At 59.5% G+C, this 23832-nt stretch carries 24 protein-coding genes and 1 pseudogene; 19 read left to right on the forward strand and 6 right to left on the reverse strand.

From position 1 onward, the window contains the following. Positions 1–9: 9 nt before the first annotated feature. From AB3X96_RS39270 to AB3X96_RS39285, 4 genes are read right to left on the reverse strand one after another with little or no spacing between them, the layout of a single operon-like run. On the reverse strand, positions 10–1314 hold the full coding sequence (locus AB3X96_RS39270) for an acyl-CoA dehydrogenase family protein (RefSeq protein WP_368593999.1): 1305 nt from the start codon (positions 1312–1314) through the stop codon (positions 10–12). A 33-nt stretch (positions 1315–1347) separates the two neighbouring features. Beyond that, positions 1348–2178, reverse strand: coding sequence for an enoyl-CoA hydratase/isomerase family protein (locus AB3X96_RS39275; protein WP_368594000.1), 831 nt, complete (start codon positions 2176–2178; stop codon positions 1348–1350). 29 nt (positions 2179–2207) lie between these two features. Next, positions 2208–3431 (reverse strand): thiolase family protein, encoded by a 1224-nt coding sequence (locus tag AB3X96_RS39280; protein WP_368594001.1) that lies wholly within the window; start codon positions 3429–3431, stop codon positions 2208–2210. Further along, positions 3428–4552, reverse strand: a complete 1125-nt coding sequence (locus tag AB3X96_RS39285) for a trans-acting enoyl reductase family protein (RefSeq protein WP_368594002.1) — start codon at positions 4550–4552, stop codon at positions 3428–3430. Before AB3X96_RS39285 ends, AB3X96_RS39280 begins: the two co-directional genes overlap by 4 nt. A 211-nt stretch (positions 4553–4763) precedes the next feature. On the opposite strand from AB3X96_RS39285, the gene AB3X96_RS39290 reads away from it, so the two are divergent. After that, positions 4764–5714: a helix-turn-helix domain-containing protein gene (locus AB3X96_RS39290; RefSeq protein ID WP_368594003.1), complete on the forward strand. Its 951-nt coding sequence runs from the start codon at positions 4764–4766 to the stop codon at positions 5712–5714. A 208-nt stretch (positions 5715–5922) separates the two neighbouring features. Here AB3X96_RS39290 and AB3X96_RS39295 read toward each other — a convergent pair whose 3' ends face one another. Beyond that, entirely contained in the window at positions 5923–6525 is a 603-nt protein-coding gene (locus AB3X96_RS39295; RefSeq protein WP_368594004.1) for a TetR/AcrR family transcriptional regulator, read from the reverse strand. Positions 6526–6712: 187 nt separating this feature from the next. Here AB3X96_RS39295 and AB3X96_RS39300 point away from each other — a divergent pair, with 187 nt between their 5' ends. The 16 genes from AB3X96_RS39300 (at position 6713) to AB3X96_RS39375 (ending at position 22045) form a co-directional block, all read left to right on the forward strand. Next, positions 6713–7543 carry an alpha/beta fold hydrolase gene (locus tag AB3X96_RS39300; protein ID WP_368594005.1) on the forward strand — a complete coding sequence of 277 codons (831 nt, stop codon included), beginning with the start codon at positions 6713–6715 and terminating at the stop codon, positions 7541–7543. Next, positions 7540–7836, forward strand: a complete 297-nt coding sequence (locus AB3X96_RS39305) for an extradiol ring-cleavage dioxygenase (RefSeq protein WP_039356584.1) — start codon at positions 7540–7542, stop codon at positions 7834–7836. The genes AB3X96_RS39300 and AB3X96_RS39305 overlap by 4 nt, the downstream gene beginning before the upstream one ends. A gap of 7 nt (positions 7837–7843) precedes the next feature. Continuing rightward, on the forward strand, positions 7844–8701 hold the full coding sequence (locus AB3X96_RS39310) for a hypothetical protein (RefSeq protein ID WP_368594006.1): 858 nt from the start codon (positions 7844–7846) through the stop codon (positions 8699–8701). 1 nt (position 8702) lies between these two features. Next, positions 8703–9047: a non-heme iron oxygenase ferredoxin subunit gene (locus AB3X96_RS39315; RefSeq protein ID WP_368594007.1), complete on the forward strand. Its 345-nt coding sequence runs from the start codon at positions 8703–8705 to the stop codon at positions 9045–9047. A gap of 11 nt (positions 9048–9058) precedes the next feature. Beyond that, entirely contained in the window at positions 9059–10462 is a 1404-nt protein-coding gene (locus tag AB3X96_RS39320) for an aromatic ring-hydroxylating dioxygenase subunit alpha (RefSeq protein ID WP_368594008.1), read from the forward strand. After that, a complete protein-coding gene (locus tag AB3X96_RS39325; protein WP_368594009.1) occupies positions 10459–11010 on the forward strand; it encodes a 3-phenylpropionate/cinnamic acid dioxygenase subunit beta in 552 nt (183 codons plus the stop codon). Before AB3X96_RS39320 ends, AB3X96_RS39325 begins: the two co-directional genes overlap by 4 nt. A 2-nt stretch (positions 11011–11012) precedes the next feature. Beyond that, positions 11013–11822 carry a 3-(cis-5,6-dihydroxycyclohexa-1,3-dien-1-yl)propanoate dehydrogenase gene (gene hcaB, locus AB3X96_RS39330; RefSeq protein WP_368594010.1) on the forward strand — a complete coding sequence of 270 codons (810 nt, stop codon included), beginning with the start codon at positions 11013–11015 and terminating at the stop codon, positions 11820–11822. After that, entirely contained in the window at positions 11819–12844 is a 1026-nt protein-coding gene (locus AB3X96_RS39335; RefSeq protein ID WP_368594011.1) for an NAD(P)H-dependent flavin oxidoreductase, read from the forward strand. Before hcaB ends, AB3X96_RS39335 begins: the two co-directional genes overlap by 4 nt. 34 nt (positions 12845–12878) lie before the next feature. Beyond that, positions 12879–13658 carry a 2-keto-4-pentenoate hydratase gene (locus AB3X96_RS39340; RefSeq protein ID WP_368594012.1) on the forward strand — a complete coding sequence of 260 codons (780 nt, stop codon included), beginning with the start codon at positions 12879–12881 and terminating at the stop codon, positions 13656–13658. 4 nt (positions 13659–13662) lie between these two features. Then, the gene (locus tag AB3X96_RS39345; protein ID WP_368594013.1) at positions 13663–15537 is read left to right on the forward strand and encodes a feruloyl-CoA synthase; all 1875 of its coding nucleotides are present in this window, start codon (positions 13663–13665) and stop codon (positions 15535–15537) included. Between the two features lie 22 nt (positions 15538–15559). Then, positions 15560–16510: an acetaldehyde dehydrogenase (acetylating) gene (locus AB3X96_RS39350; RefSeq protein WP_368594014.1), complete on the forward strand. Its 951-nt coding sequence runs from the start codon at positions 15560–15562 to the stop codon at positions 16508–16510. 13 nt (positions 16511–16523) lie between these two features. Then, the gene (dmpG, locus tag AB3X96_RS39355; RefSeq protein ID WP_368594015.1) at positions 16524–17561 is read left to right on the forward strand and encodes a 4-hydroxy-2-oxovalerate aldolase; all 1038 of its coding nucleotides are present in this window, start codon (positions 16524–16526) and stop codon (positions 17559–17561) included. Positions 17562–17565: 4 nt separating this feature from the next. Further along, the gene (locus tag AB3X96_RS39360) at positions 17566–18588 is read left to right on the forward strand and encodes an FAD-binding oxidoreductase (RefSeq protein WP_368594016.1); all 1023 of its coding nucleotides are present in this window, start codon (positions 17566–17568) and stop codon (positions 18586–18588) included. A 79-nt stretch (positions 18589–18667) separates the two neighbouring features. Further along, complete coding sequence (locus AB3X96_RS39365; protein WP_368594017.1) at positions 18668–20281, forward strand: methyl-accepting chemotaxis protein; 1614 nt, start codon at positions 18668–18670, stop codon at positions 20279–20281. Between the two features lie 55 nt (positions 20282–20336). Further along, positions 20337–21086 carry an electron transfer flavoprotein subunit beta/FixA family protein gene (locus AB3X96_RS39370; RefSeq protein ID WP_368594018.1) on the forward strand — a complete coding sequence of 250 codons (750 nt, stop codon included), beginning with the start codon at positions 20337–20339 and terminating at the stop codon, positions 21084–21086. Between the two features lie 23 nt (positions 21087–21109). Continuing rightward, a complete protein-coding gene (locus AB3X96_RS39375; protein WP_368594019.1) occupies positions 21110–22045 on the forward strand; it encodes an electron transfer flavoprotein subunit alpha/FixB family protein in 936 nt (311 codons plus the stop codon). Positions 22046–22073: 28 nt separating this feature from the next. Here the strand turns inward: AB3X96_RS39375 and AB3X96_RS39380 are convergent, their stop codons facing one another. Beyond that, a complete protein-coding gene (locus tag AB3X96_RS39380) occupies positions 22074–22328 on the reverse strand; it encodes a hypothetical protein (RefSeq protein WP_368594020.1) in 255 nt (84 codons plus the stop codon). Positions 22329–22519: 191 nt separating this feature from the next. Between AB3X96_RS39380 and AB3X96_RS39385 the strand changes: the two genes are divergently transcribed. Next, complete coding sequence (locus AB3X96_RS39385; protein ID WP_368594021.1) at positions 22520–23536, forward strand: NADP-dependent oxidoreductase; 1017 nt, start codon at positions 22520–22522, stop codon at positions 23534–23536. Positions 23537–23735: 199 nt separating this feature from the next. Beyond that, positions 23736–23832: pseudogene (locus AB3X96_RS39390) on the forward strand (succinyl-CoA synthetase subunit beta); the annotation flags it as partial.

The following is a 23832-nucleotide window of genomic DNA, read 5'->3' on the forward strand; positions in this document are numbered from 1 at the left end:
GTTCCTAATTCACAATCCGATTCGATCGCTGCGGTACAGCAGCGAATTCAGGTAGCCAAATTTCATGTTGAGAAGATGATTCTCGCCGTCCTCGATCCGGGCAGCCCTTGCGTCCCGGAAGAGCTTCTCTAGCGGGTATTCACGGGTCAATCCATAACCGCCGAACAGCTGCAGGGCCTCGTCTACGACTTCGAACGCGAGGTCGGTACACGTAACCTTCGATGCACCGGTAAAGTACGGATGTTTGGCCGGTGAGAGTAGGGTGTACTCAGTGGCACGCCTGGCCACCGCGCGAATGGTTTCGACTTTCCGGGCCATGGCACCGAGCCGGTACTGGACCATTTGATGGTCGCTGAGAAGTGCGCCGCCCTGGCGCCGCTCGTGCACATAGGCGAGCGCCACTTCGAATGCAGCCCTCGCCATGCCGGTTGCCATCTGGCCCATGCCAACGCCCGCTGTCGACCACGTATTTGCATGACCGCGCCAATATTGCTCCCGTGAGGACACAGCGTAGCGCAGGGGCACCTTGACGTTGTCGAAGTAGATCTCGCCCTGCGGTAACGCCCGCTGGCCGAGCTTTTCAAGCGGCTTGCCGCGGCTCACGCCTGGAAGGTCCAAGGGAACAATTACCTCGATACCGTGCGGATGCCCTTCTTCGTCGAAGAACCCGTTACCGTAGTCGGCCACGATCGTCAAGATTGCAACCTGCGCTACAGAACCGTTTGAGACCCAGGCAGAACTCTGCCCATTGATCACAATGTCGCCACCGCTGACCTTCGCTGTGAGATTGCCTTTGTTGCCCTGCGGTGCTGTAGCGTGCCTTTCGCCCGGGTAGAGCATTGTGCCGTCGGAACCGCGATCTGGCTGGGTCGCGATCCAGCATCCGAGCTTGTTTGCAGTCAGATCGATGAGTTCCTGGTTGGCGGCCCGCTTGGCGATCATGTTCGGGAACGCGGCTGCGGCGAGCGATACCGTTAGTCCCACGTCACCCCACCCGAATTCTTCGATTACGATAGCCTGTAGCCGGGCCAGTGCTTGGGGCGGCACATCATCAGCGTCGGTGTCGAAACTGATCCCGGCTGAAGCTGCGGTCTTGATAAAGTCCCAGTACGGAGAGCCTGGTGCAATCGCATCTTCGGCGCTCAGCTTGTCAATGGCAATCGCCGTAGGCCGCATTACATCTTGTGCAAACTTGTGCATCGCTTGCTGGATGTTGCGTTCTTCCTCGCTGAGGACTTCGAATCCCGTGAGTTCGACGTACGGCAGATCCGGCCGCACTGAAGTCAGCGCAGCGTGTTCGACCTGTTGTGTCATTTCGGCGTCTCCTGTTTGTGACGGTCGTTTCGGCTACTCGGCGGCGGCGAGAAGCGCTGGGAGGTCACGCTCATGCTCGACGTCCTGCATTTGCGCCATCTTTTCCAGGCCCTCCCGGACAGGGGGCTCGTCTACAAGCTTCATGAACGCCGCGTTCTCACTGGCGAAGCCAGCGAATTGTGCGTCGACGGCCCAGCCAAAAACGCTTTTGATGACCTCGTCCACAGCGGCAATCGAGCTTGGCGGTCGCTTCGCGACACCGTGGGCAAGCGTGCTTACGTATGTATGGAGATCCTCGCGCGGCAGCGCCCGGTTCACAAAACCGTAGGTTGCCGCTTCGTCGCCGCTGAAATCGCGTGCCGACAAGATCACCTCACGAGCGCGGGCAGGCCCGATCAACATCGCAAGACGTGTGGTACCGCCGCCTGCAGGCAAGATGCCGCCACTGGCCTCTGGCAGACAGAACCTGCTTCCTGGCGTCGCGAAACGCATATCGAGGGCGAGTATGAATTCGAGCCCCGCGCCGCGGCAGATTCCATCGACCACGCCAATGGTGACCTGCGGCAGAGTCTGCCATGCCGTCGAGAGGGCTTGCACCACGTTGATGTCGTCGTAACGGCTCCGGGGCGCGGTCGGGTCGCTAGAGAGCCGGAGGAGGTCGTTCAGGTCAAAATGCGCAACGAAGAACTCCGGGTTCGCGCTGCCGAAGACTACGACCGCGGTCTCACGGTCAAACGCGAGCGATCCCGCAAGGTCGAACAGCTCGCCGATCATCTGAGCATTGATCAGGTTCAGCGGGGGATTGTTGAAATCAACGAAAAGAGTCCGGCCATCGCGCCGGATGTTAAGTGTCTGGTAGGTCATTGTCTCCTCCGAGAAGATTTGCGGACGATTCAGGAGCCGAGAATGGTGATTGCGGCGGCCGCCTCCTCACCTGCGTAGAGCCCGCCGCCGTTCTCCGCGAGGGCTATACGGGCGCCGTGAACCTGGCGTGCTCCGCAGTTACCGCGAAGCTGGTGCACAAGCTCATAGATCTGGGCGAGGCCAGAGGCCCCCATTGGGTGACCTTTGGATTCGAGGCCACCGGACGGATTGATCGGCAAGCTGCCGCCGAGCTTCGTTGCACCAGATTCCGCGAACGGGCCGCCGGCGCCGATCTCACAGAATCCAAGCAACTCGGATTGCAGAAGCTCACCAAATGAAGATGCGTCATGGACCTCCGCCACGGAAATGTCCTCGGGTCCGACTCCCGCCTGTTCATAGGCGGACCGAGCAGCGAGGCGGGTGACTGATCGATCCCAAGCCGAGAGCGGACGCACGGTCCCACTCTGCAGAACGTTTACAAGTACCCGTATCGGCTGAGCGCTGCCGAGACGTCGCAGGCCGGCCGCATTGCAAACGACAACTGCGGACGCTCCATCTGTTAGTGGGGCGCACATTGGGACTGTGAGCGGCCCCGACACCGGCCGTGCCGCCAGGATGTCCTCCACTGACATTTCCTTGCGAAAGTGTGCGAGAGGGTTATGGACAGCATGCGCATGATTCTTCGAGGAGATGACGGCAAGCTGTCGCTGCGTGGTTCCGAACGCATTCATGTGTGCTCTGGTGAGCGCAGCGTAGATATCCATAAACAGGCTGTGAGGTTGCCCATCGTCTGGAATCACGCCCCCCAGCTCCTCGAGAACGGCTCGCACTCCTTGCCTGTCATTGACGTCGACACCGCCGTCGAAGACTCCAAGTGCTTTGCTCTTGTCGCCAATACTCAGTTTTTCGGCTCCGACTGCCAGCACGACGTCTGCTGCCCCAGAGCGCACATGCATGATCGCCTGATGCAAGGCTGTCGCCCCCGTCGCGCACGCATTCTCCACGTTCACGATCGGGATGCGTTCGAAGCCCATGGATCGCAGCGCCATCTGGCCGGCCACTACCACCTGGCCTTCGAGGACGTCCTGACACGTATTGCCAAAGTACGCTGCGTCGATGGTGCTCAGATCGCCTCCGGCGTCGCAGATGGCCTCAAGCACCGCCGTCCTCGTGAGATCCTTGACCGACGCGTCTTGCCTAACCCCGAAGGAGGTCATGCCTACACCGGCGATCCAAACGGGCATCGTTGTCATGCCACCGTCTCCTCGGTTACACGTGCAAGTCCATACGCCTCCAGAGCACCCATGAGTTCGCGATGGCCCAAGAACTGCGCCGGCGAGCGGAAACCGACACCGTTGCAGGTGTTTCCGAGCAATCGCATGGCCGCATAAGCCTGCAAGAGGCCGGTGATCTGGTAGCCGGATGTGCCGTGAATAACTGCGCGTGCGGTGACGTTGTTCCCGCGACCAATACACCAGTCGATGGATCGGTGCACCTGCCGGTTTTCACGGGGCGGGGTGTCCGGTGTCATGCTGGCTGCGATCCGATCGAGCACCGGGTGCAGCTTCTCTTCAGGCAGCCACTGGAACATGACCTTGAACATGCGCTCCGCGGCACGAACCCGCTGGGGAATGTCGCCCTTATCGTTGCGCATCGCGACGAACATGCGACAGTTGCGCACCCTACGGTCATCGCGGAAAAACACGGGAAGCGCCGTGCCACCCCACTGAAGTCCCGGAACGACATATGCGGTGCCAGGCACAACCATGTCCTGCTGGACGATGCCGTCGTACTTTTTGAGGATGTTGTCCTGAAGGTAGTATGAGTCTGTGCGAATCACGTCGAACATCGACTGGCTCGAACCCACCGTCGGAACTGCGCTGACGTATTCACCAAGCTCGAGTGTGTCGATTCCCGGCGTCTCCAGAACTATGCGGGCAGCAATGTCGTGAACTGCATACTGCATAGACACGGCAGTCGATACGACCAGTCCCGCGGCCGCGAATTTCGGCCCCCATTCGTCAAGCAGTTGAAGATGGTGTTGCTGCTCCCCGGCGGTGTCGAGATAGTGGCAACCAGCACGCAGCGCGGCCTCGAGTACCGGGGGCGCATATCGCAAAAAGGGGCCGACCATATTACAGATGACCTTTCTGCCTTTGAAAAGCGCTGTCAGCGACTCGACAGAGCCGTCGACTTCGGCAATCTCGTAGTCCGCGGTTTCGATACCGGGCACTGAAGCCATGACTTCCTGAAGCTTCGCCTTGTTTCGACCTGCGGCGACGAACGGGATGCTGTATTCGCGCAGGTACTCGGCCACCAGCCGACCGGTATAACCGCTGGCGCCATAGATGACGACAGGACGCAGATTGCTCATCGTCTCCTCCTATTTAATAGTTGGGTTGCTGTTGGGATGACCGACTGTACTGGGTGATCAGCATCCAGCGCTTGCACATCAGTGCATGCGACTTGTCGGTTTGCGCATCGCGTGTGCGAAATTGGGGTTTCTGCGCACTTGACGGCGGCCTTCCTGATCCACACGATCGGTGGTAGTCGTATTTGCCAACTCGCCAATGGAAAGGGACCCGATGGCAGCTGTTACCTGGTCGACCCGCGGGTTGCCTCAGAAGCTCTTGCAGGACGCATTCAGCAGCAAGCTCTCTGATCTGCATGTAAATTGGACGCTTTCGATCCCGGAGCCTGACGGCTTTGACGCATCGGTGCGATACCGGAAAGTGGATCGGCTAACAATCGGGGAGCTGCGAAGTGGCCGGATTGCCGGCCAACGAGCGGCGTCAGGAGCACCGTTACTGGGTGTTCTGATGAACCTCAGCGGACGGCTGGCGTGCCGGTACGAAGATGGGCGCGAGGTCGTACTTCCCCCCAATCACCTGCTGATCTGGGATAGTGAACTCGGTTTCGACTTCGACGTTGAGGGGCCTCATCGCGAGTTCTATCTGCTGTTGCCCCGCGAGCGAGTTCCCTTGGCGGTTGCGAGCGCTGCCACTCATTTGCGCGGCGCATTACCGGCGGTTCAAGGATCCGGGCTGTCGGCCATTGCTGGTGAGCATTTCCGGACGATCTCCCAGGAGCTCGACCAGCTTTCCGACGGCGCGTTGGCGATTGCCTGCCAGTCCTTTTTCGACTTGCTCGATGCGGCGCTCACCGTCACCGCCGATCGTCCATCTTCAAAGGCCTTACTGCTGAATGCGATTCGGCAGTACATTGACAAAAATCTGGACAATCCGGAAATGTGCGCTGCATCAATCGCAACTGCTCATCATATTTCCGTGCGGACATTGCACGTTACCTTCGCAGGTACTGGGACAACGGTCAGTCGTTGGATCCGTGATCGTCGGCTGAAAGTCTGCTATCGCGAACTATGTGCGGCTGCCAGTACGAAAACGGTGACGGACGTGGCTTACAAATGGGGATTCAACGACGCAGCCCACTTCAGTCGGACGTTCAAGCAGGCGTTCGGCGTAACCCCAAGAAGTTTGCGGATTGGCAGCGCGGTACCGGCCCTGGACGATTACTAAGTCCAGTGTTCCAGACCTGGGTTGTTTTACTGTGCCGAAGATTTCGTACAAAAGCTCGTCGCTGTGCCCTGTGCCCTGTGCCCTGTGCCCCGCCTGACGGCATCAGGATGCGCAAGCAGCCGGTCGCAGCATGACCTACTGGTACGGCTTGCTGAAGCTGAAAGGCAGGACGGGCGCTGCTGCGAGGTCCTGCTTTCGTAGGCCAGAGTTAGTGTTCATCGCGCAGCAGCATGCGCTCCATGAAAACGCGCCGCTCATCCCGCTGCTTATCGGTACCCTGGTTTGAAAGTAGGGATTCGGCCAACTCGTAACTGTAAAGGGCGAATGCGCGCTTCCGTGCTTCCGAAATATCGAAGCCGAGTGCACTAAAGCACTGGGCAATATAAGCAAGGCGCTTCGCATCCACCTCATCCACAAATTGACGGGCCATCTCGTCCCGCCTTGCCCATCCCCGTATTGCTAACTCCGTCGCGGCGGCAACCTGCGCTGCTTCGCCGTGAAACGGCAATGCCAGCAGTTCGCGCAGCAGTTCCCGCGCCTTGACGTTGCGTTTCTCAAAACGCTCAATGATTTGCTCTGTGGCGGTATCGCGCCACCACGTCAGCAAATGACTCAAGAGATCGTCGCGGTCTTTGAAGTGCCAGTAAAAGCTGCCCCGTGTGACCCCAAGATTTTTCGACAGAACCTCTACACGCACGGCTTCGACACTCTTGTCGACCAGAACTTCTGCGGCTGCACGAATCCAGTCATCCGGCGTGAGTTGAGGTTTGCTTGACGCGTCCGAAGTACGCGCTACCGAAGATCGTGACATTGCGTGTCCGTAGGGGCAAAAGAAATATTTTACTTCATCGACACATGCAGAGCCGTATGGTCATGTGTATTCACGTTAACACCTGGAAATTTGACTGACGAGGGTTATTGACTTCATCTCTGCCACGACATACGATGCGCTCCATACACATACGTATGTGTATGGCGAGAACGCGAGGAGAGCGAGAATGGGCGATTTGGCAGGCGTTGGAAAGACGCTGCAGGCGGCGGACCATCGAACGAACTATCACGAGGTCGGGCAGGGCAAGCCGCTTTTCCTGCTGCATGGATCCGGTCCCGGTGTGTCGGGCTGGACCAACTGGAAGGGCGTGATGAGCGATCTTGGTGAGCAGTTTCGCGTGATCGTGCCAGACATCGCCGGCTTTGGTTTCACCGAGTTCAAGGAAGGCAGCAAGTACGACATCAAGCTCTGGGTGCGCCATCTCACGGCCATCATGGACGCACTTGGTATCGAGAAGGCGTCCTTCGTCGGAAACTCGTTCGGCGGCGCGCTCGCCATCGGTCTCGCCCTTTTCGACAAGCAACGCGTTGACCGGCTGGTGTTGCTAGGCACTCCTGCAGGCGAATTCGAACAGACCCCCGGCCTGCGGTCTGCATGGACGTATGAACCGTCGCTCGAGAACATGGAGCAGACGATGCGTTTGTTCCCTTATGACCAGACCATCATCACCGACGAGATGGTCCGGACGCGTTATGAGGCCAGCGCTCGTCCTGGTGCGCAAGACGCCTTGCGCAAGCTGATTCCGAGGCCGAATAACGACGGGCCGACGATCGTCAAGGGATTTCCCGCGTCCGCCGTTGCGGGCATCGAAGCGCCGACGCTCGTGCTGCACGGGCGGGAGGACAGAGTCGTGCCGCCTGCTTGCGGTGCGCTACTCGCTCAGCACATTCCCAACGCCGATCTGCACCAGTTCGCCAAGTGCGGCCACTGGGTGCAAACGGAGCGCCGAGACGATTTCCTCCGGCTCGTCACGGATTTCGTTGGACAGCCATCATGAGCCGCAACAGCGTGGAGCGTGTGCTGCATCAGCTGTGTATCGATCGCGGCGCCAAACAGCGGTTCAAAGAGGGCGCGGAGCAGTTCCTCGAGCGCTTGCCGCTGACTGATGACGAGCGCGCGATGATCTTGTCGTTCGACGTGAAAGGCCTTCAGCGATACGGCGTGAACAGCATGTTGACCATGGGTTTTTGGCAGGAGCTCTCGCCGAATCGCGACATGAGGGCCTATCTGTCGCGTCTGCGTGATGTGAAGGACGGGGAAGCGGTATTTGCGGCGGCACTGAAGGGGTAGATCAACCATGGGAAAAATCGTAGGAGCGTTTCTGGTTCCGCATGATCCCGTCATGTATGTGGCGCCGGAGGCGCCGGCGAAGCAGCAGCGCGATGCGGTCTGGCAGGCCTATGCGGCGTGCGCGCAGCGCCTGCAAGAGCTAGAGCCGACCACCGTGATCATCATCGGCTGCGATCACTACATCTTGTTCGGTCCGCAGTGTCTGCCGAGCTACCTGATAGCGACCGGAGACGTCGACGGCCCCATCGATCAGCTACCCGGACTCAAACGCGCTGCGTTCAGCAATAACGAGGCGTTGGCGACACATATCGCTACGTACGGACGTGAAAACGGATTCGATTGGGCGGTGGCGCGCGCGTTCACCGCGGACCATTCGGTGGCGATTCCTCAGCAGCTTATCGTTGATCCGTTGCGCACGATGAGCGTAGATGTCAAAACCATTCCGGTCTATCTGGCGTGCGGCGTCGATCCGTACATCACGTTACGGCGATCCGCGGAACTGGGCGAACAGATTAGGCGGGCAGTCGAGGCTTTCCCCATCGATGAGCGCGTCGTCGTGATCGGCAGCGGTGGAATAAGTCACTGGGTAGGCTCTGCCCAAATGGGACGAGTGAACACTGTGTTCGATCGCGAAATCATCGGGTACGCAGAGGCAGGCGATCTCGATGCGCTATGCGCGTTGTCGGACGAGTACATCCTCGAGCACGGCGGTGAGGGTGGAATGGAAATCCGCAATTGGGCCTGCGCCATGGGAGCGCTCGAAGGCTCCCGCGGAGAAACGATTGCCTACGAGGCAGTGCCGGAGTGGGTGACCGGGCTGGGTTTCGTACAGCTGCATCCGCAGCGAAGCGAGAAGGACTCCTGAGATGAGCAACAAGATTTTCTTGATCAAACGAGACCAGCTGCAACCAGGACAGGTGTGCAAGGTTGAGCAGTCGAGCTGCCCGCTTGCGGTCTACAACGTCGACGGTATTTTCTATGCGACGTCCGATATGTGCACGCATGCGACCGCTTCGCTTTCGGAAGGCGAAATTGTAGACGGCGATCTGATCGCCTGTCCGCTCCACGATGGGCAATTTCATATTCCGACAGGGCAAGCGATGGCGTTCCCATGCACGGTGGATCTGCGGACTTACAAGGTGATCGAGGAAGGCGACGATATTTACGCCGACCTTGAACAGGAAGCGGACGCGGCGGCGTCGGCAATCTGAGGAGCGAAGAAATGACACATGAGTGCACCGGAAGCTGCGAGCGGCTGCGCAAGGATCCGGCTAGCGAGCCGCTTGCTGGCCTCGACCGGCTGATCGATCTCGACGCCGGGCGTCTGTCGCGCAGGGTCTATTGGGATCAGCGCATCTACGAGCAGGAACTCGAGAAGATCTTTGCCCGGAGTTGGCTGTTTCTCGCGCACGAGTCACAGATTCCCAAGGCCGGCGATTATCTAACGACCTATATGGCCGAAGACAACATCATCGTCGTTCGCCAGAAGGACGGATCCATCAAAGCGTTCCTCAACACCTGTCCACATCGTGGCAACAAGCTGAACTTTACGGACGCTGGTAACGCACGCAGTTTTGTCTGCAACTATCACGGCTGGGCTTTCGGCATCGACGGTGCGCTGCGCGGTATGGCCGGCCAGGAATTGTTCGACGAAAGTGGAATGAATCGTGCCGAGCACGGCCTGCACCCCGTCGCTCAGGTCGCAACCTACAAGGGCTTGGTATTCGGCAATATGGATCCGGATGCGCCCTCGTTGAACGAATACCTTGGCGATTTCCGGTATTACCTCGATGTGATCCTCGATATGGACGGGGAGGGCACCGAGTTTGTCGGCGGCTGCGTCAAGTCGGTGATCAACTGCAATTGGAAGATTCCGACGGAAAACTTCATCGGCGATATCTACCACGCGCTCTGGACGCACGACTCGGCGGCACGCGCAATGCTGGGCGGACCGGTTGCGGAAGTTTACAAGGATCCCGACTCGTACCATGTGAACTTCAACGGCCACGGCTGGGAGTTCAATCTCGACATCATCGGCAACGCGGCTACGTTGGGCGAAAAGGAAATTCGCAAATATCTGTATGGCATTCAACCGAAAGTTGCAGAGCGACTTGGCGAGTTTCGCTCCAGGATGATCGGTTCGATTTCTTCTGTCAGCGTCTTTCCGAACCTGTCGTTCCTGCCGGGGCAGAACACTTTCCGCGTTTGGCATCCGCGAGGACCGGGCAAGATCGAACTGCATACGTGGACCATCGTCAACAAGAGCGCGCCGCAGGAGATCAAGGACAAGTGGCTCAAGGGGACGATGATGACGTTCTCGCCGACGGGTGTGTTCGAGATGGACGACGGCGAAAATTTCGAGTTTTCGACGCGTACCAATGCGGGCTTCGTCACGCGGCAACAGGACTTGTACATGGGGCTTGGTCGCGGCAGCCGTCTCGAGGATAGCGACTTGCCCGGCAACGTTTACCGGAATCAGGTCAACGAGGCAAACCACCGAGCGTTCTATCAGCGCTGGCTCGATCTGATGCAGGCCCGCTCGTGGAGTGACGTGCCGAAGCGCGACTCGGCGAGGCTTGATGAGAATGCCTTTGTCCACGGGCAGGCAGCAAAGGAGGTCGCATGAGTGCGGTACCTACGCTCGTATCCGCCGGCCCGGCGGATGGCACGGTCGATCGGGAGGTTGCCCATCGCATCGAGCAGTTCCTCTTCCGTGAGGCACGGCTGCTCGATACGGAGGCATGGGACGACTGGCTCTCGCTCATGACAGAGGATATCCATTATTGGATGCCTGCCATCGAGAACCGCAGGCGCGCAGACAAACTCGGCGCGTATGCCCCGGGTCGCGCCGCTTACTTCGACGACAAGCACTTCGATCTGGAGCGCCGCATTGCAAGGTTCAAGCAACCGTCGGCATGGGCGGAGGATCCGCCAACCCGGCATGTGCATGCGATCAGCAATGTGGAGGCTTTGCCCGGTTCTCGGCCTGGCGAGTATGTCGTCCATTCCGTCTTTGTCAATTACCGCAGCCGCGGCGAGGCGGACAACGACCTACTACTTGGCAGACGCGAGGATCTACTCCGCGAACTCGACGGCAGCTTCAAGATCGCGAGCCGCAAGATCGTCATCACGCAATCGCTGCTGATGTCCAAGAACCTTAATACGTTCCTTTGACCATGGGTTGGCTAGACAACGATGTAGCGCTGATTACGGGCGCCAATTCCGGGATCGGGCTCGCCGTGCTGCGGCGTTTCCTCCAGGAGGGCGCGAAGGGCGTCGGGGCGTTGGTGCGTAGTGCTCAAGGCGCGGATGCCTTGCGTCAGGAGTTCGGCAACCGCGTTGCGGTGACTGTTGGTGATGTTCGCTCCGCCACAGCCAACGAAGAGGCTGTCGCTGCGACGCTGAGCGCATTCGGCAAACTCGATACGTTGGTTGGCAATGCGGGAGTTTGGGACTACTTCGCATCGCTGCGGAAGTTTTCCGACGGAGACCAGCTCGCTGACACGTTCCGCGAAGTGTTCGATGTCAACGTAATGGGGTATTTGCTTGCCGCGTACGCGGCGGCGCCAGCATTGCGTGAGACGAGGGGCAGCATGATCTTTACGCTCTCCAACTCGAGTTTTTATGCGGGTGGTGGCGGACCCGTCTATGTGGCTTCGAAGCACGCTTGCGTCGGGATGATTCGGCAACTCGCCTATGAACTAGCACCAGACGTACGCGTGAACGGCGTGGCCCCGGGCGGCACTGCGACCCCTCTCAAAGGCCCGGAGTCACTAGGCAAGCATGACGCGCGGCTATCCGAGATCCCAGGATTCTCGGATGCCGTGGCGGACGCCGTACCGCTCGGCTTTATGGCCCAACCGGAAGACCACACGGGACATTACGTGCTGCTCGCCTCGCGCACCAATTCATGCGCGACGACGGCGAACATCATTCAAAGCGATGGCGGGTGGGAGGTGCGCGGGCGTCCCCCGCGCAAAGCATGACTGATATGGGAGGCGTGACGAAGATGGACGGTGCGACAAACCGCGGCTGCCTCGACGAGCTGTTCCCTGCCGGTCGGTTGCCGTTAATGGCGGCGCCGATGTTTCTGGTTTCCGGACCGGAGCTTGCGATCGCCTGTGCAACTGCCGGCATTGTCGGTAGCTTCCCCGCCCCGAATGCTCGCAATGTCGATCTCCTGGAGGTATGGCTCGCGCAGGTGACATCCGCTTTGCGCGATATGCCGGGCGCTTCCCCTTGGGCGCTCAATATGATCGTGCATAGCACCTACGATCGCTTCGAGCGTGAGCTGGCACTGATCATGAAATATCGGCCCCGCATCGTTTCTACCGCGCTCGGTAGCCCTGCGCGCGTGCGCGAGCATGTGCATAGCTACGGCGGCATCGTGATGGCGGATGTTGTCACGCCCACGCTGGCGCGCAAGGCTGTCGATGCAGGCGTCGATGTGCTGATTCTTGTTACCCATGGCGCAGGCGGGCACACGGGTTATTACAACCCTTTCGCGTTCGTCGCCGAGGTCCGTCAATTCTGGAGCGGACCACTTGGGCTCGCTGGATGCATTACGAGCGGACGCGATATCCGCGCCGCCCAATTGATAGGTGCCGACTTCGTCGTGGCCGGCACACGCTTCATCGCGACTCGCGAAAGCATGGCGTCGGCCGAATATCGCGATCTGGTGGTGAGTAGCCGGATTGAGGATTTAGTTGAGTCGAAAGCCGTGTCGGGTGTTCTTGCCAATTGGCTCAAACCCACGCTGCATGCGGCCGGCATCGATGCGTCTCTGGATAGTGAAGGCAAACGGATCGATTTTTCGGGCGACATCAGTGCCGAGAAAAAGGCGTGGAAGGACGTGTGGTCGGCGGGACAAGGGCTAGGCGCAATCGAGCGCTTGAGCAGTGTCGCTGAGTTGGTGAGGCAGCTCGAATGCGAATACCTCGAAGTGCTGACAACTGAACGGGAACAGACCGGTGCAATGTTGGGCCGCTGGCGAGGGGCATCCGCGTGACACGCGTCGGTCCGTCAAATACGAGGAGAGAGGCATGAAACTAGGCATTGAGGGAGCAGCCGAAGCATTGTGGCAGGCGCGCTCCGAACGGAAGACTATCGCTCGCGTGTCGGAGACCTTCGACATTCAAACGGTGCAGGATGCGTACGCGATCGCCGAGGTCAACGTCAACCGCGCCCTCGCGGCGGGCGCACGAGTCTGCGGAAAAAAGATTGGCTTGACATCGAAAGCTGTGCAACAGCAGCTTGGGGTCGATCAGCCCGACTACGGCGTACTGTTCGCGGACATGGAGTATTTGAGCGGTGCTGAACTGCCGGCGCAAAAGCTGATTCAGCCAAAGGCCGAAGGGGAGATCGCGTTCGTTGTTGGTCGCGATCTCGATGCCCCAGACTTGAGCTGGGGGCATTTTCTCATCGGTTTGGAATATGCGTTGCCGGCGATCGAGGTTGTTGACAGTGCGATCGACGATTGGAAGATCACGCTTGTCGATACCGTCGCTGACAATGCGTCGTGCGGGCTTTACGTTCTCGGCCTCGAGCCGCGCCGTATAGGCGATCTCCCGCTGGCCGGATGTGGGATGGACTTTAGGAAGAACGGGACGACTGTCTCCGTCGGGTCAGGGGTGGCTTGCCTCGGAAATCCGCTGAGCGCGACGTACTGGCTTGCCAAAAAGATGGCTGAACTCGGCCAACCCCTGCGCGCCGGTGACGTCGTGATGTCGGGCGCGCTCGGGCCGATGGTGCCGGTGACGAGGGGCGATCGCGTCGACGTGGAGATCAGCGGCCTGGGCCGCGTGAGCTGCGCGCTGGAGTGACGTGATGAACTCGGCGCATGATGTACCCGACGGGCTTAGCTGGCATCAGGCGTCAGCGGGGCTTGCCTTGGCAACGCCCGATATCGAACGCATTGACGCTCCTGACGGCAGCTTCATTCTGCGTTCGCGCATGCCGCCAAGGCCGCACGTTCGGCGCATCGGCAGATGGCTTGAATACTGGAGCCGCACCACGCCTGGACAGGTCTTCCTGGCGGAGCGTAATGACGACGGTGCGGGTTGGCGCCGTTTGACGTATGCGCAAGTGCGGGCAGAGGTGGGCGCGATCGCCCAAGGCCTGCTCGATATCGGCCTGGCATCCGGGAGGCCCATTGTAGTTCTATCGGATAACAGCATAGATGCTGCGCTTGTGGCGCTGGCCGCGATGCATATCGGCTTGCCGGTGTCGTTCATATCGGCCGCCTATTCGAGGGCAGCGCACGATTGCAGCAAATTGAACGCGCTCCTGAACGTGCTGGACCCGGGTCTGATGTATGCCGACGACGGAGAAGTTTACGGCAAGGCAATGCAGGCTAGCGGCAGGCAATGCCCGCTCGTGTATTCGCGGAATGTAGCGGACGGCGGGATCGATCTCGGCTGCCTACGCGAGACGCGGGAAACGGAAGCCGTCATGGAGGCACACGCACGCGTCACGCCGGATACGCACGCGAAATACCTACTGACGTCAGGCTCGACTGGTGTCCCGAAAGCCGTAATCAATACGCACGGAATGCTTTGTGCAAACCAGGAGGCGATCGCTCAGGTTTGGCCGTTTGTTGACTTCGCCGCACCGATCATCGTGGATTGGCTGCCTTGGAGCCATACATTTGGCGGCAACCACAACTTCAACATGATCCTGCGCAATGGCGGCTCCCTCTATATCGATGATGGGCGGCCCGTGCGTGGGTCGATCGAAAAATCGGTGCGTAATTTAATCGAACTGTCGCCGACACTCTATTTCAACGTGCCGCGCGGATTCGATGTGTTGCTGCCCCATCTCGAGCAAAACGAGACGTTTGCCGGGCATTTTTTCAAGAATATGCGGGCGATCTTTTTCGCTGGCGCTGCGTTGCCAAAGCCGCTATGGGATCGCCTGAAATCGGCCGCTGAACGCCATCGTGATCCGCCGCCACTGTTCACTTCGGCGTGGGGCTCGACGGAAACTTCACCGGTTATCACCAGCCTGCACTTCCATTATCCCGAGCCCGGCAATCTCGGTGTGCCGGTTCCGGGCGCGGAAATCAAGTTCGTACCGAACGGTGACAAGCTCGAAATGCGAGTGCGCGGCCAACACGTCTTCCCCGGGTACCTCCATGCGCGGGAGCTAACAGACGAGGCATTCGATGAGGAAGGATTTTATTTGATAGGAGATGCAGGGCGCTTGGCCAATCCCACAGACCCGAACGCTGGCGTTCTGTTTGATGGACGCATCTCGGAAGATTTCAAGCTGACCACGGGGAGCCGGGTATCGGTCGGCCCGTTGCGCTTGCGTGCCGTTGCCGCCCTGATGCCATACGCGCAGGACGTTGTTGTGGCTGGACATGATCGCGATGAGGTCGGCCTGCTCGTTTTTCCGTCACCGGCGTTGCACACGCTGGTCGGAGACGACGCGCGTGAGATGACGGGCGAGCAATTGGCGGCCAATGCAGAGGTCCGAAGAAGGATTGCAACCGCGCTCTCCTCGCTCAACGAAGGTCATGGCTCTGCTAGCCGAGTCGCACGCGCAATCATCATCGGCTGTCCGCCGAACCAGGAGAGTGGCGAGATTACGGACAAGGGATACATCAATCAACGGAGAGTGTTGACGTTGCGCGCACACGAGGTCGAGCGATTATTTGGCGGGGGCGCCTCGGTCATCTTTCCCGCCACCAACACTCATTGAACGCAATAGCGAAGGACGAGCAATGGCAAAGAAACTGAAGGCCGCGATCATCGGGTCCGGAAATATCGGCACCGATTTGATGATCAAGATTATGCGACATGGCGAGCATCTCGAGATGGGGGCGATGGTCGGCATCGACCCCGCGTCTGACGGCCTCGCACGTGCTTCGCGCTTGGGCGTCGCCACGACATACGAGGGCGTCGAAGGGCTCACCCGTCTGCCGGTGTTTGACGAAATCGATATCGTATTCGATGCGACAAGCGCCGCAGCGCACGTGAAGAACGACGCGTTCTTACGTCGGCTCAAGCCTGGCGTCCGAATGATCGACTTGACGCCAGCAGCGATCGGTCCGTATTGCGTACCTGTTGTGAACCTCGCTGAGCATGTCGATGCGTTAAACGTCAACATGGTCACGTGCGGCGGACAGGCGACGATTCCGATGGTCGCCGCCGTATCTCGTGTCGCGAAAGTGCACTACGGCGAAATCGTCGCGTCGATCTCGAGCAAATCGGCAGGCCCGGGTACGCGCGCGAACATCGATGAATTTACTGAAACGACCTCAAAGGCGATTGAGCAGATCGGTGGAGCGACGAAGGGAAAGGCGATCATCATCCTGAATCCAGCAGAGCCGCCACTGATGATGCGCGATACGGTGTACTGCTTGTCAGAGCCGGCCGATGAGGATGCCGTGGCGCAGTCGATCGAGGAAATGGTGGCTGCCGTCAACCGTTACGTACCTGGCTATCGCCTCAAGCAGACGGTCCAATTCGACCGCATTGACGCCACTCAACCGCTGAATATCCCCGGGGTTGGCGCGCGGATGAGCGGGTTGAAGACCTCGGTATTCCTCGAAGTGGAGGGGGCCGCGCATTATCTGCCGTCTTATGCCGGCAACCTCGACATCATGACCTCCGCGGCGATGGCCTGCGCTGAACGCATGGCCGCCGAAATGGTCGCCCGTACCACTGCCTGAAGGGAGAGACGGCATGACATCTGACAAAAAGCTCTACATTTCCGACGTGACGCTACGCGATGGTGCGCATGCGATTCGGCACCAATACAGCGTGGAACAGGCCGTTGCCATTGCCAAGGCGCTCGACGAGGCGAAAGTTGACTCGATCGAGGTCGCGCATGGCGATGGTTTGCAAGGATCGAGCTTCAACTATGGCTTTGGCGCACACACCGACCTCGAATGGATAGCGGCAGTGGCGGGGACGGTCAAGCATGCCAAGGTCGCGACGCTACTTTTGCCTGGCATCGGCACGATTCACGACTTGCGCAATGCCTACGATGCCGGCGCACGCATCGTACGCGTCGCGACCCACTGCACCGAAGCCGATGTCTCGCGACAGCATATCGAGCATGCGCGCAAGCTTGGGATGGAAGCAGTGGGGTTTTTGATGATGAGCCATATGACGACGCCGCAGCATCTGGCTCAGCAGGCAAAGCTCATGGAAAGCTATGGAGCGACGTGCTGCTACGTCGTGGATTCGGGCGGTGCCCTCGGCATGAACGACGTCCGCGAACGCTTCCGCGCATTCAAAGACGTACTTGATCCCCGGACGCAGACCGGCATTCATGCGCACCACAACCTGAGCCTTGGGGTCGCGAACAGCATCGCGGCGGTAGAGGAAGGATGTGACCGCATTGATGCGAGTCTTGCAGGGATGGGGGCGGGTGCCGGCAACGCGCCACTCGAGGTATTTATCGCGGCGGCCGCTCGACTCGAATGGAACCATGGCTGTGATCTCTACAAGCTGATGGACGCTGCAGACGATATCGTCCGCCCGCTGCAAGATCGGCCGGTGCGAGTCGACCGCGAAACGCTAGCGCTCGGTTACGCCGGTGTTTATTCGAGCTTCCTGCGTCACACCGAAGTCGCCGCAAAAAAGTACGGACTTAAGACCGTCGACATCCTCGTTGAACTTGGCCGCCGTCGTATGGTCGGTGGCCAGGAGGACATGATTGTGGACGTTGCGCTTGATCTGCTCAAGGCAAAAGAGGCCGAACGAGTAACCGGATAGTGCCATGACTGCATTCAAGCTGAGAATCGAGCCGGCGGGTGTCGAAATTCCGTGTTCCGCCGAGGGCAGCCTGCTCGATGCCGCGCTGGCTGCCGGTTACTTTCCGCGTCATAGCTGTCGGCGTGGCCAATGTAACGCGTGCGAGGCGCGCGTCGTGTCCGGCGACGCGCGCTATCCGAGCGGATTCGAGCCGGAAGGCGTGCGCGACGGTTACGTCTTGACCTGTCAGGCTCGCTGCACGACGGATGTCACGATCGAGGCCCAAGAGGTCGCGTCCACTCCGGGGCAGCGTGTTTTGCAGACAGGCGCGCGGGTGCTGGAAGTCCAGCGCGTGAGCGAGGACGTGGCCCGCGTGCGGCTGGCAGTGCCAACGCAAACGGGTTTTGCTTTTCAGCCGGGGCAGTATGTGGAAGTGGTCTTGCGAGATGGGGCGCGGCGCAGCTACTCAATGGCGAACGCGCCCGACGGGAGCGGAACGATCGAGTGGCATGTCCGCGCGGTGCCAAGCGGGCACTTCTCGAACCACGTCTACCGCTCGCTGAAGCCGCGTGACATGCTGCGAATCGAGGGACCATTTGGCACGTTCATGCTACGAAATTCGTCTGCGCCCGTTATCTTCCTGGCCTCGGGAACGGGTTACGCGCCGATTGCAGCGATGCTGAAGGCGCATGAGACGGTCATCCAGCAACGTGGCGCGGTGCTCTATTGGGGAGGCGTGCGTCTTAGCGATCTCTACGCATACGACGAGGTATGCGCGTGGGAGCAGGCCCATCCCGGGTTCCGCTTCGTTCCGGTTCTGTCGGGCGACGAGCCTGGTTGGACCGGACGCAAAGGCTTCGTGCATGAGGCCGTGTCTGCGGATTTCCCGAATCTTTCGCAGCATGAAGTTTACGCCTGTGGCAACCCGCTGATGGTCGACGCAGCGCGGCACACCTTCAATCTAGCGAACGGACTTCCCGCGGGAAATTTCTTCAGCGATGCGTTCGTCACTAGACCGGAGCCGGTGAAGACCGACGAAAGGGTATGACTTTCGACCGCACAGGCGTGCACGAATATGCCTTTGCGCGCGCCATAACCTTGGCCTTGCAGGAAACTGTGGATAACTTATGAAAGGCATGATAGGAACGATGCGCTTCACGGTCATTGTGGGTGCGACTGTCTGCGTTGTTATGCTGGCTGCGATGAGTTTCTTTAGCGCTATCGGACTATCCAGGCTAAATACACGTGTCGCGGAGGTTTACCTCAAAGGCGCGCTTCCTGTTGCGAACCTCGGCGACATGCGCAAGGCGCTGTTGGACATACGCTTACAGTTGCGCCGCATACAGGCAACGACCGATGCGTCCACTGTCTCATCGTTCACGGATGCAATTCGCGAAGATGAGGACCTCCTGCATAAGGCGTGGAATGACTACTACGCCAGTGGGGCTGCGAGTGGCGAAGGACGCGCTGTGGCCGACCGCATTATGGCGTTACTTCCTCGGGTCATGGACGGTGACGCGAAGATTGCTTCGGCCTATGCGGCCGGCGACCGAGATACTGCGGAAAAGTATATCGTCGCCGATGAAGCGGTCTGGAAAGCACTGACGGCTGCCATTGATGATGGCGTCGATGTTACACGTTCTGAAGCGGGAAAATGGGCCGACCAGGGGCATGCGACCTATCATACAACGCTGATTCTCGCGTTGACGATGTCGGGTATGGGCCTACTCACAGCAACCGCTATAAGTATCTATCTCCTGCGTTCGATCTCGCGCCCCCTCGAAAAATCAATAGGTGTCGCCGGTAACATCTCTGTCGGCGAGCTGGAGAACAATTTAATCGTCGACTGCGGAGGTGAATTCGGTCAGTTGCTCGCGGCTCTGAAAAGGATGGATGAGCAGCTATCGTCGACGGTTCGCCGCATACTGGCGTCCGCTGCCTCGGTTGGGCGTTCGTCCCACGAAATCGCAAGCGGCAATATGGAACTCTCCTCACGAACTGAAGAACAAGCTTCGTCGCTGGAGGAAACGGCGGCGAGCATGACCCAGCTGACAGAGACCGTGAAGCAGAATGCAGACAATGCAATGCAGGCGAATGTTCTCGCGACTGGCGCAGCCGGTCTAGCCGACACGGGTAACGAAGCCGTACAAGGCATGGTTGGAACTATTGAGGAAATCGCCAGCAGCTCGTCCAAGATTTCAGATATCACCGGCGTGATCGAAGGCATCGCGTTTCAAACAAACATTCTTGCCTTGAACGCCGCAGTTGAAGCGGCGCGCGCCGGCGGGCAGGGACGCGGATTTGCAGTCGTTGCCAGTGAGGTGCGCAGCCTTGCCCAACGGTCTGCGGCTGCGGCTAAGGAAATCAAGGAACTGATTGGCGCGTCGGTGGCGATGATCCAGGAGGGTGCTCGGCAAGCTACGGACGTGGGCGCAACCATGACACACGTCAAGCAGGCCATCCGCAGCGTCTCGGATATCGTTGCCGAAATAGCACGCGCATCCGACGAGCAAAGCCGCGGGATCGAGCAGGTCGGGCAAGCGATATCGCAGATGGACGAGGTGACGCAACAGAATGCGACGCTTGTCGAACAGGCGGCTGCCGCCGCGCGGTCACTCCAGGAGCAAGCAAAGATTCTAGGCGGCGCGGTATCGGTCTTCGTGTTGAGGCAGAGCACTGAAGTAACGGTGGCATCCGAATGCCGCCAGGTTGAGGAGCAGCTAGAAGTTCCCGTCGTTTAGCAAGAAATTCCGAGCCCTCGGAGGGTTTTGCATTTTTCAATGAGCGGTGATTGAGATGAAATTATTGGTTTCAGTGAAACGCGTGGTCGACTACAACGTCAAGGTCCGGGTCAAGTCGGACGGAACGGGCGTCGACATTGCGAATGTGAAGATGTCGATGAACCCGTTCGACGAAATCGCCGTGGAAGAGGCGGTGCGTCTGAGGGAAGCGGGTGTGGCTACGGAAGTGGTGGCGGTGTCGGCCGGTGTGGCGCAATGCCAGGAGACGCTGCGCACGGCACTGGCGATCGGTGCCGATCGCGCGATCCTGGTCGAGTCGAACGAAGATCTGCAGCCACTGGCTGTGGCCAAGCTGCTCAAAGCGCTCGTCGATAAGGAGCAACCGCAGCTCGTGATCCTGGGTAAACAGGCGATCGACGACGATTCGAATCAAACGGGCCAGATGCTCGCCGCGCTGGCCAATCTGCCGCAAGCGACGTTTGCCTCGAAGGTGACGGTCGAAGGCGGCAAGGCCACGGTTGCGCGTGAAGTGGACGGCGGCGCGGAAACGCTGACGTTGATGCTGCCTGCCGTGGTGACGACGGATTTGCGCCTCAACGAGCCCCGCTACGTGACGCTGCCCAACATCATGAAGGCGAAGAAGAAGCCGTTGGAAACGATTAAACCCGAGGACCTCGGCGTGAATGTGGCACCGCGTTTGAAGACGCTGAAGGTGGCCGAGCCGCCCAAGCGCAGCGCCGGCGTGATCGTGCCGGACGTGCAGACGCTGGTCGAGAAGCTGAAGACCGAAGCCAAGGTGCTGTGAGATTACGCGCGGAGCGAGACGAAATGACGATTCTGGTAATTGCGGAACATGACAACGCGTCGATCAAGGGCGCGACGCTGAACACAGTTGCTGCCGCACAGAAGATTGGCGGCGACGTCCACGTGCTGGTCGCCGGCCACAATGCGCATGGCGCAGCCGAGGCAGCGGCCAAGATCGCGGGCGTGGCGAAGGTGCTCCTGGCCGATGCGCCGCATCTGGCCGAAGGCTTGGCGGAAAACGTCGAAGCGACGGTGCTGAACATTGCGAAGGATTACTCGCACATCGTGGCGGCGGCAACGGTCTATGGCAAGAACATTGCACCACGCGTGGCGGCCAAGCTGGATGTAGCGCAGATCAGCGAAATCACGGCTGTGGTGTCCGCCGATACGTTCGAGCGTCCGATTTACGCGGGCAATGCCATCGCCACGGTGCAATCGGGCGACGGGATCAAGGTCATCACGGTGCGTGCGACGGGCTTCGATGCGGTAGCGGCCGAAGGCGGCAGCGCATCGGTGGACAAGATCGAAGCCGCAGGTGACCGTGGCATTTCGCAGTTCGTGAACCGCGAAGTGACGAAGCTCGATCGCCCGGAACTCACGAGCGCGAACATCATCGTGTCGGGTGGCCGCGGCCTGGGCAGCGGCGAGAACTACACCAAGGTGCTCGAGCCGCTGGCCGACAAGCTCGGTGCGTCGCTGGGCGCCTCGCGCGCGGCCGTGGATGCGGGCTATGTGCCGAACGACTACCAAGTGGGCCAGACGGGCAAGATCGTCGCACCGCAACTGTATGTGGCGGTGGGCATCTCGGGTGCGATTCAGCACTTGGCCGGGATGAAGGATTCGAAGGTGATCGTGGCGATCAACAAGGATCCCGAGGCGCCCATCTTCAGCGTGGCCGACTACGGGCTCGTCGGCGACCTGTTTGTTGCCGTGCCCGAACTGAGTGAGCGTATCAACTGAGGTTCGTCGAAATCGCCATCGGAACTATCTAAGGTCGAACAGAACGATGGATACGATGCAGCAGGCCCGCCTTGACGCGGCTGCCGCGGCCAATGCGGAGGACGCTTCGATTTGGCGCTGGTTTTGCGTGCTTCTCGAAGAGCGCAGAGTTCGGTGGCGCTATGCGTTCGATCAATGGGTCGTGAGCGTTGATCGAGTTCGAGTCGCAGCCGAAAGTAATTTTCACGATGCCATACGCGCGGCTAAACGGGCCGCCGAAAATCGCGGCCTTGGGCTGTTGCACGAAGCATCGGGCGATGTGAGACGGTCGAAGGTGAACGAGGACGTGACGCGGTGCCTCCGGACCGACGATGAATGTCTGCGGTCTCCCGTCGGACATACCCATTAAACCGCGATAAGGCGGGGTCCTTGTTCGCCTATTTGTTGAGAATTTCGGAATAGCGATCGCGGAACCGAGCGGTGCATGGAGAACGTATGAAGCAAAAGTCGTGGATTGTCCACAAGCCGGCGCGAGGCGCCTATGACCCTAGCTGTCTGAAGCTTGAGGAGCGAGAGAGGCCGAGTCAGGCGGGCGGAGAGGTTCTCGTGCGCACTCTATTGCTGAGCCTGGACCCGAGTAGTCGCAATTGGCTCAAGCTCGCTCCTGCATCTTCCCATTCGGCACTCGGAGTAGGCAGCGTGATGGTTGGCATGGCCGTGGGTGAGGTCGTTCAGTCGGGGTCGGGGTGCTTCTCCCGAGGAGACCTCGTGCAGGGACTATGGGGATGGGAAGAATTCTCGGTTGCCCGTTCCGACGCGCTTGAGAAAATCGAGCTGCCACCAGGCGTTCCGCTGGAAACGCACCTTTCAATCTTTTCGCACATCGGGCGTGCGGCCGCGGTGGGTCTTCTCGAAGTGGGCGCGCTCAGTCCGTCGGACACTGTGGTGGTGTCGGGTGCAGCGGGGGCGACGGGATCCCTGGCGGCGCAGATAGCCAAGGCATTTGGCGCCCGCGTGATCGGCATTGCCGGCGGTGAGGCTAAGTGCCGCAGGTTGCTCGATGAGTTGGGACTCGATGGTGCGATTGACTACAAGTCTGAGCCACTCGATGCAGCGCTTCGTCGCGAGTGTCCCGACGGCATCGATCTTTACTTCGATAACGTCGGGGGGGCGACGCTTGACGCTGTCTTAGAAAATATGGCTGTTGGTTGCCGCATTGTGGTCTGTGGCGCAATCTCGCAGTATGACCTGGCTACCGAGAGCGAAGCATACAGAATCAAGAATCTTCCGCTCATGCTCATCAAACAAGCGCGGATGGAAGGATTCGTAGTTTCGCAATTCGAGCATCGTTACGCCGAGTTCGACGAAGTGCTCCTCGATTTGTTCACCGAGGGCAAGCTGAAGCATCGTGCGCACCTGGTGGACGGGCTCGAGCACGCGGCTGAATCTCTAAAGCTGTTTTTCAGCGGTGCTAATGAAGGCAAGGTAATGATCCGCGTGGCGTCCCGATAAGATTTCCATTACCGTTCTCGGACATATGAAAATGGGCTGGCGCCGAGATGGGTGCTTTGTCGACCACCGGCTTCACGCGGTTCGCTCTTGGTGCACCAATCGGTTGTCGCGCCTCCGTTGTGGCTTGTACAGGGTAACGCCTCTCGCAATTTTCGATCGAAACAACTCAATCCAACTCTCAGACTGAAGGGAATCACGCATGAAGATTCACGAGTACCAGGGTAAGGAAATCCTGCGGAAATTCGGCGTCGCGGTACCGCGCGGCAAGCCGGTCTTCTCGGTGGACGATGCGGTCA

It is taken from the genome of Paraburkholderia sp. BR13439 (genome assembly GCF_040948805.1).
GTDB classification, from domain to species: Bacteria; Pseudomonadota; Gammaproteobacteria; order Burkholderiales; family Burkholderiaceae; genus Paraburkholderia; species Paraburkholderia youngii.

Excerpts from the sequence above, each read along its gene's own strand:
- AB3X96_RS39295 (WP_368594004.1), bottom strand. The coding sequence starts at position 6,525 with ATGTCACGATCTTCGGTAGCGCGTACTTCGGACGCGTCAAGCAAACCT.
- AB3X96_RS39315 (WP_368594007.1), top strand. The coding sequence starts at position 8,703 with ATGAGCAACAAGATTTTCTTGATCAAACGAGACCAGCTGCAACCAGGA.
- AB3X96_RS39370 (WP_368594018.1), top strand. The coding sequence starts at position 20,337 with ATGAAATTATTGGTTTCAGTGAAACGCGTGGTCGACTACAACGTCAAG.
- AB3X96_RS39375 (WP_368594019.1), top strand. The coding sequence starts at position 21,110 with ATGACGATTCTGGTAATTGCGGAACATGACAACGCGTCGATCAAGGGC.
- AB3X96_RS39290 (WP_368594003.1), top strand. The coding sequence starts at position 4,764 with ATGGCAGCTGTTACCTGGTCGACCCGCGGGTTGCCTCAGAAGCTCTTG.
- AB3X96_RS39320 (WP_368594008.1), top strand. The coding sequence starts at position 9,059 with ATGACACATGAGTGCACCGGAAGCTGCGAGCGGCTGCGCAAGGATCCG.
- AB3X96_RS39365 (WP_368594017.1), top strand. The coding sequence starts at position 18,668 with ATGAAAGGCATGATAGGAACGATGCGCTTCACGGTCATTGTGGGTGCG.
- AB3X96_RS39270 (WP_368593999.1), bottom strand. The coding sequence starts at position 1,314 with ATGACACAACAGGTCGAACACGCTGCGCTGACTTCAGTGCGGCCGGAT.
- AB3X96_RS39285 (WP_368594002.1), bottom strand. The coding sequence starts at position 4,552 with ATGAGCAATCTGCGTCCTGTCGTCATCTATGGCGCCAGCGGTTATACC.
- AB3X96_RS39310 (WP_368594006.1), top strand. The coding sequence starts at position 7,844 with ATGGGAAAAATCGTAGGAGCGTTTCTGGTTCCGCATGATCCCGTCATG.
- AB3X96_RS39300 (WP_368594005.1), top strand. The coding sequence starts at position 6,713 with ATGGGCGATTTGGCAGGCGTTGGAAAGACGCTGCAGGCGGCGGACCAT.
- AB3X96_RS39305 (WP_039356584.1), top strand. The coding sequence starts at position 7,540 with ATGAGCCGCAACAGCGTGGAGCGTGTGCTGCATCAGCTGTGTATCGAT.
- AB3X96_RS39325 (WP_368594009.1), top strand. The coding sequence starts at position 10,459 with ATGAGTGCGGTACCTACGCTCGTATCCGCCGGCCCGGCGGATGGCACG.
- AB3X96_RS39280 (WP_368594001.1), bottom strand. The coding sequence starts at position 3,431 with ATGACAACGATGCCCGTTTGGATCGCCGGTGTAGGCATGACCTCCTTC.
- AB3X96_RS39385 (WP_368594021.1), top strand. The coding sequence starts at position 22,520 with ATGAAGCAAAAGTCGTGGATTGTCCACAAGCCGGCGCGAGGCGCCTAT.
- dmpG (WP_368594015.1), top strand. The coding sequence starts at position 16,524 with ATGACATCTGACAAAAAGCTCTACATTTCCGACGTGACGCTACGCGAT.
- AB3X96_RS39340 (WP_368594012.1), top strand. The coding sequence starts at position 12,879 with ATGAAACTAGGCATTGAGGGAGCAGCCGAAGCATTGTGGCAGGCGCGC.
- AB3X96_RS39345 (WP_368594013.1), top strand. The coding sequence starts at position 13,663 with ATGAACTCGGCGCATGATGTACCCGACGGGCTTAGCTGGCATCAGGCG.
- AB3X96_RS39275 (WP_368594000.1), bottom strand. The coding sequence starts at position 2,178 with ATGACCTACCAGACACTTAACATCCGGCGCGATGGCCGGACTCTTTTC.
- hcaB (WP_368594010.1), top strand. The coding sequence starts at position 11,013 with ATGGGTTGGCTAGACAACGATGTAGCGCTGATTACGGGCGCCAATTCC.
- AB3X96_RS39350 (WP_368594014.1), top strand. The coding sequence starts at position 15,560 with ATGGCAAAGAAACTGAAGGCCGCGATCATCGGGTCCGGAAATATCGGC.
- AB3X96_RS39335 (WP_368594011.1), top strand. The coding sequence starts at position 11,819 with ATGACTGATATGGGAGGCGTGACGAAGATGGACGGTGCGACAAACCGC.
- AB3X96_RS39360 (WP_368594016.1), top strand. The coding sequence starts at position 17,566 with ATGACTGCATTCAAGCTGAGAATCGAGCCGGCGGGTGTCGAAATTCCG.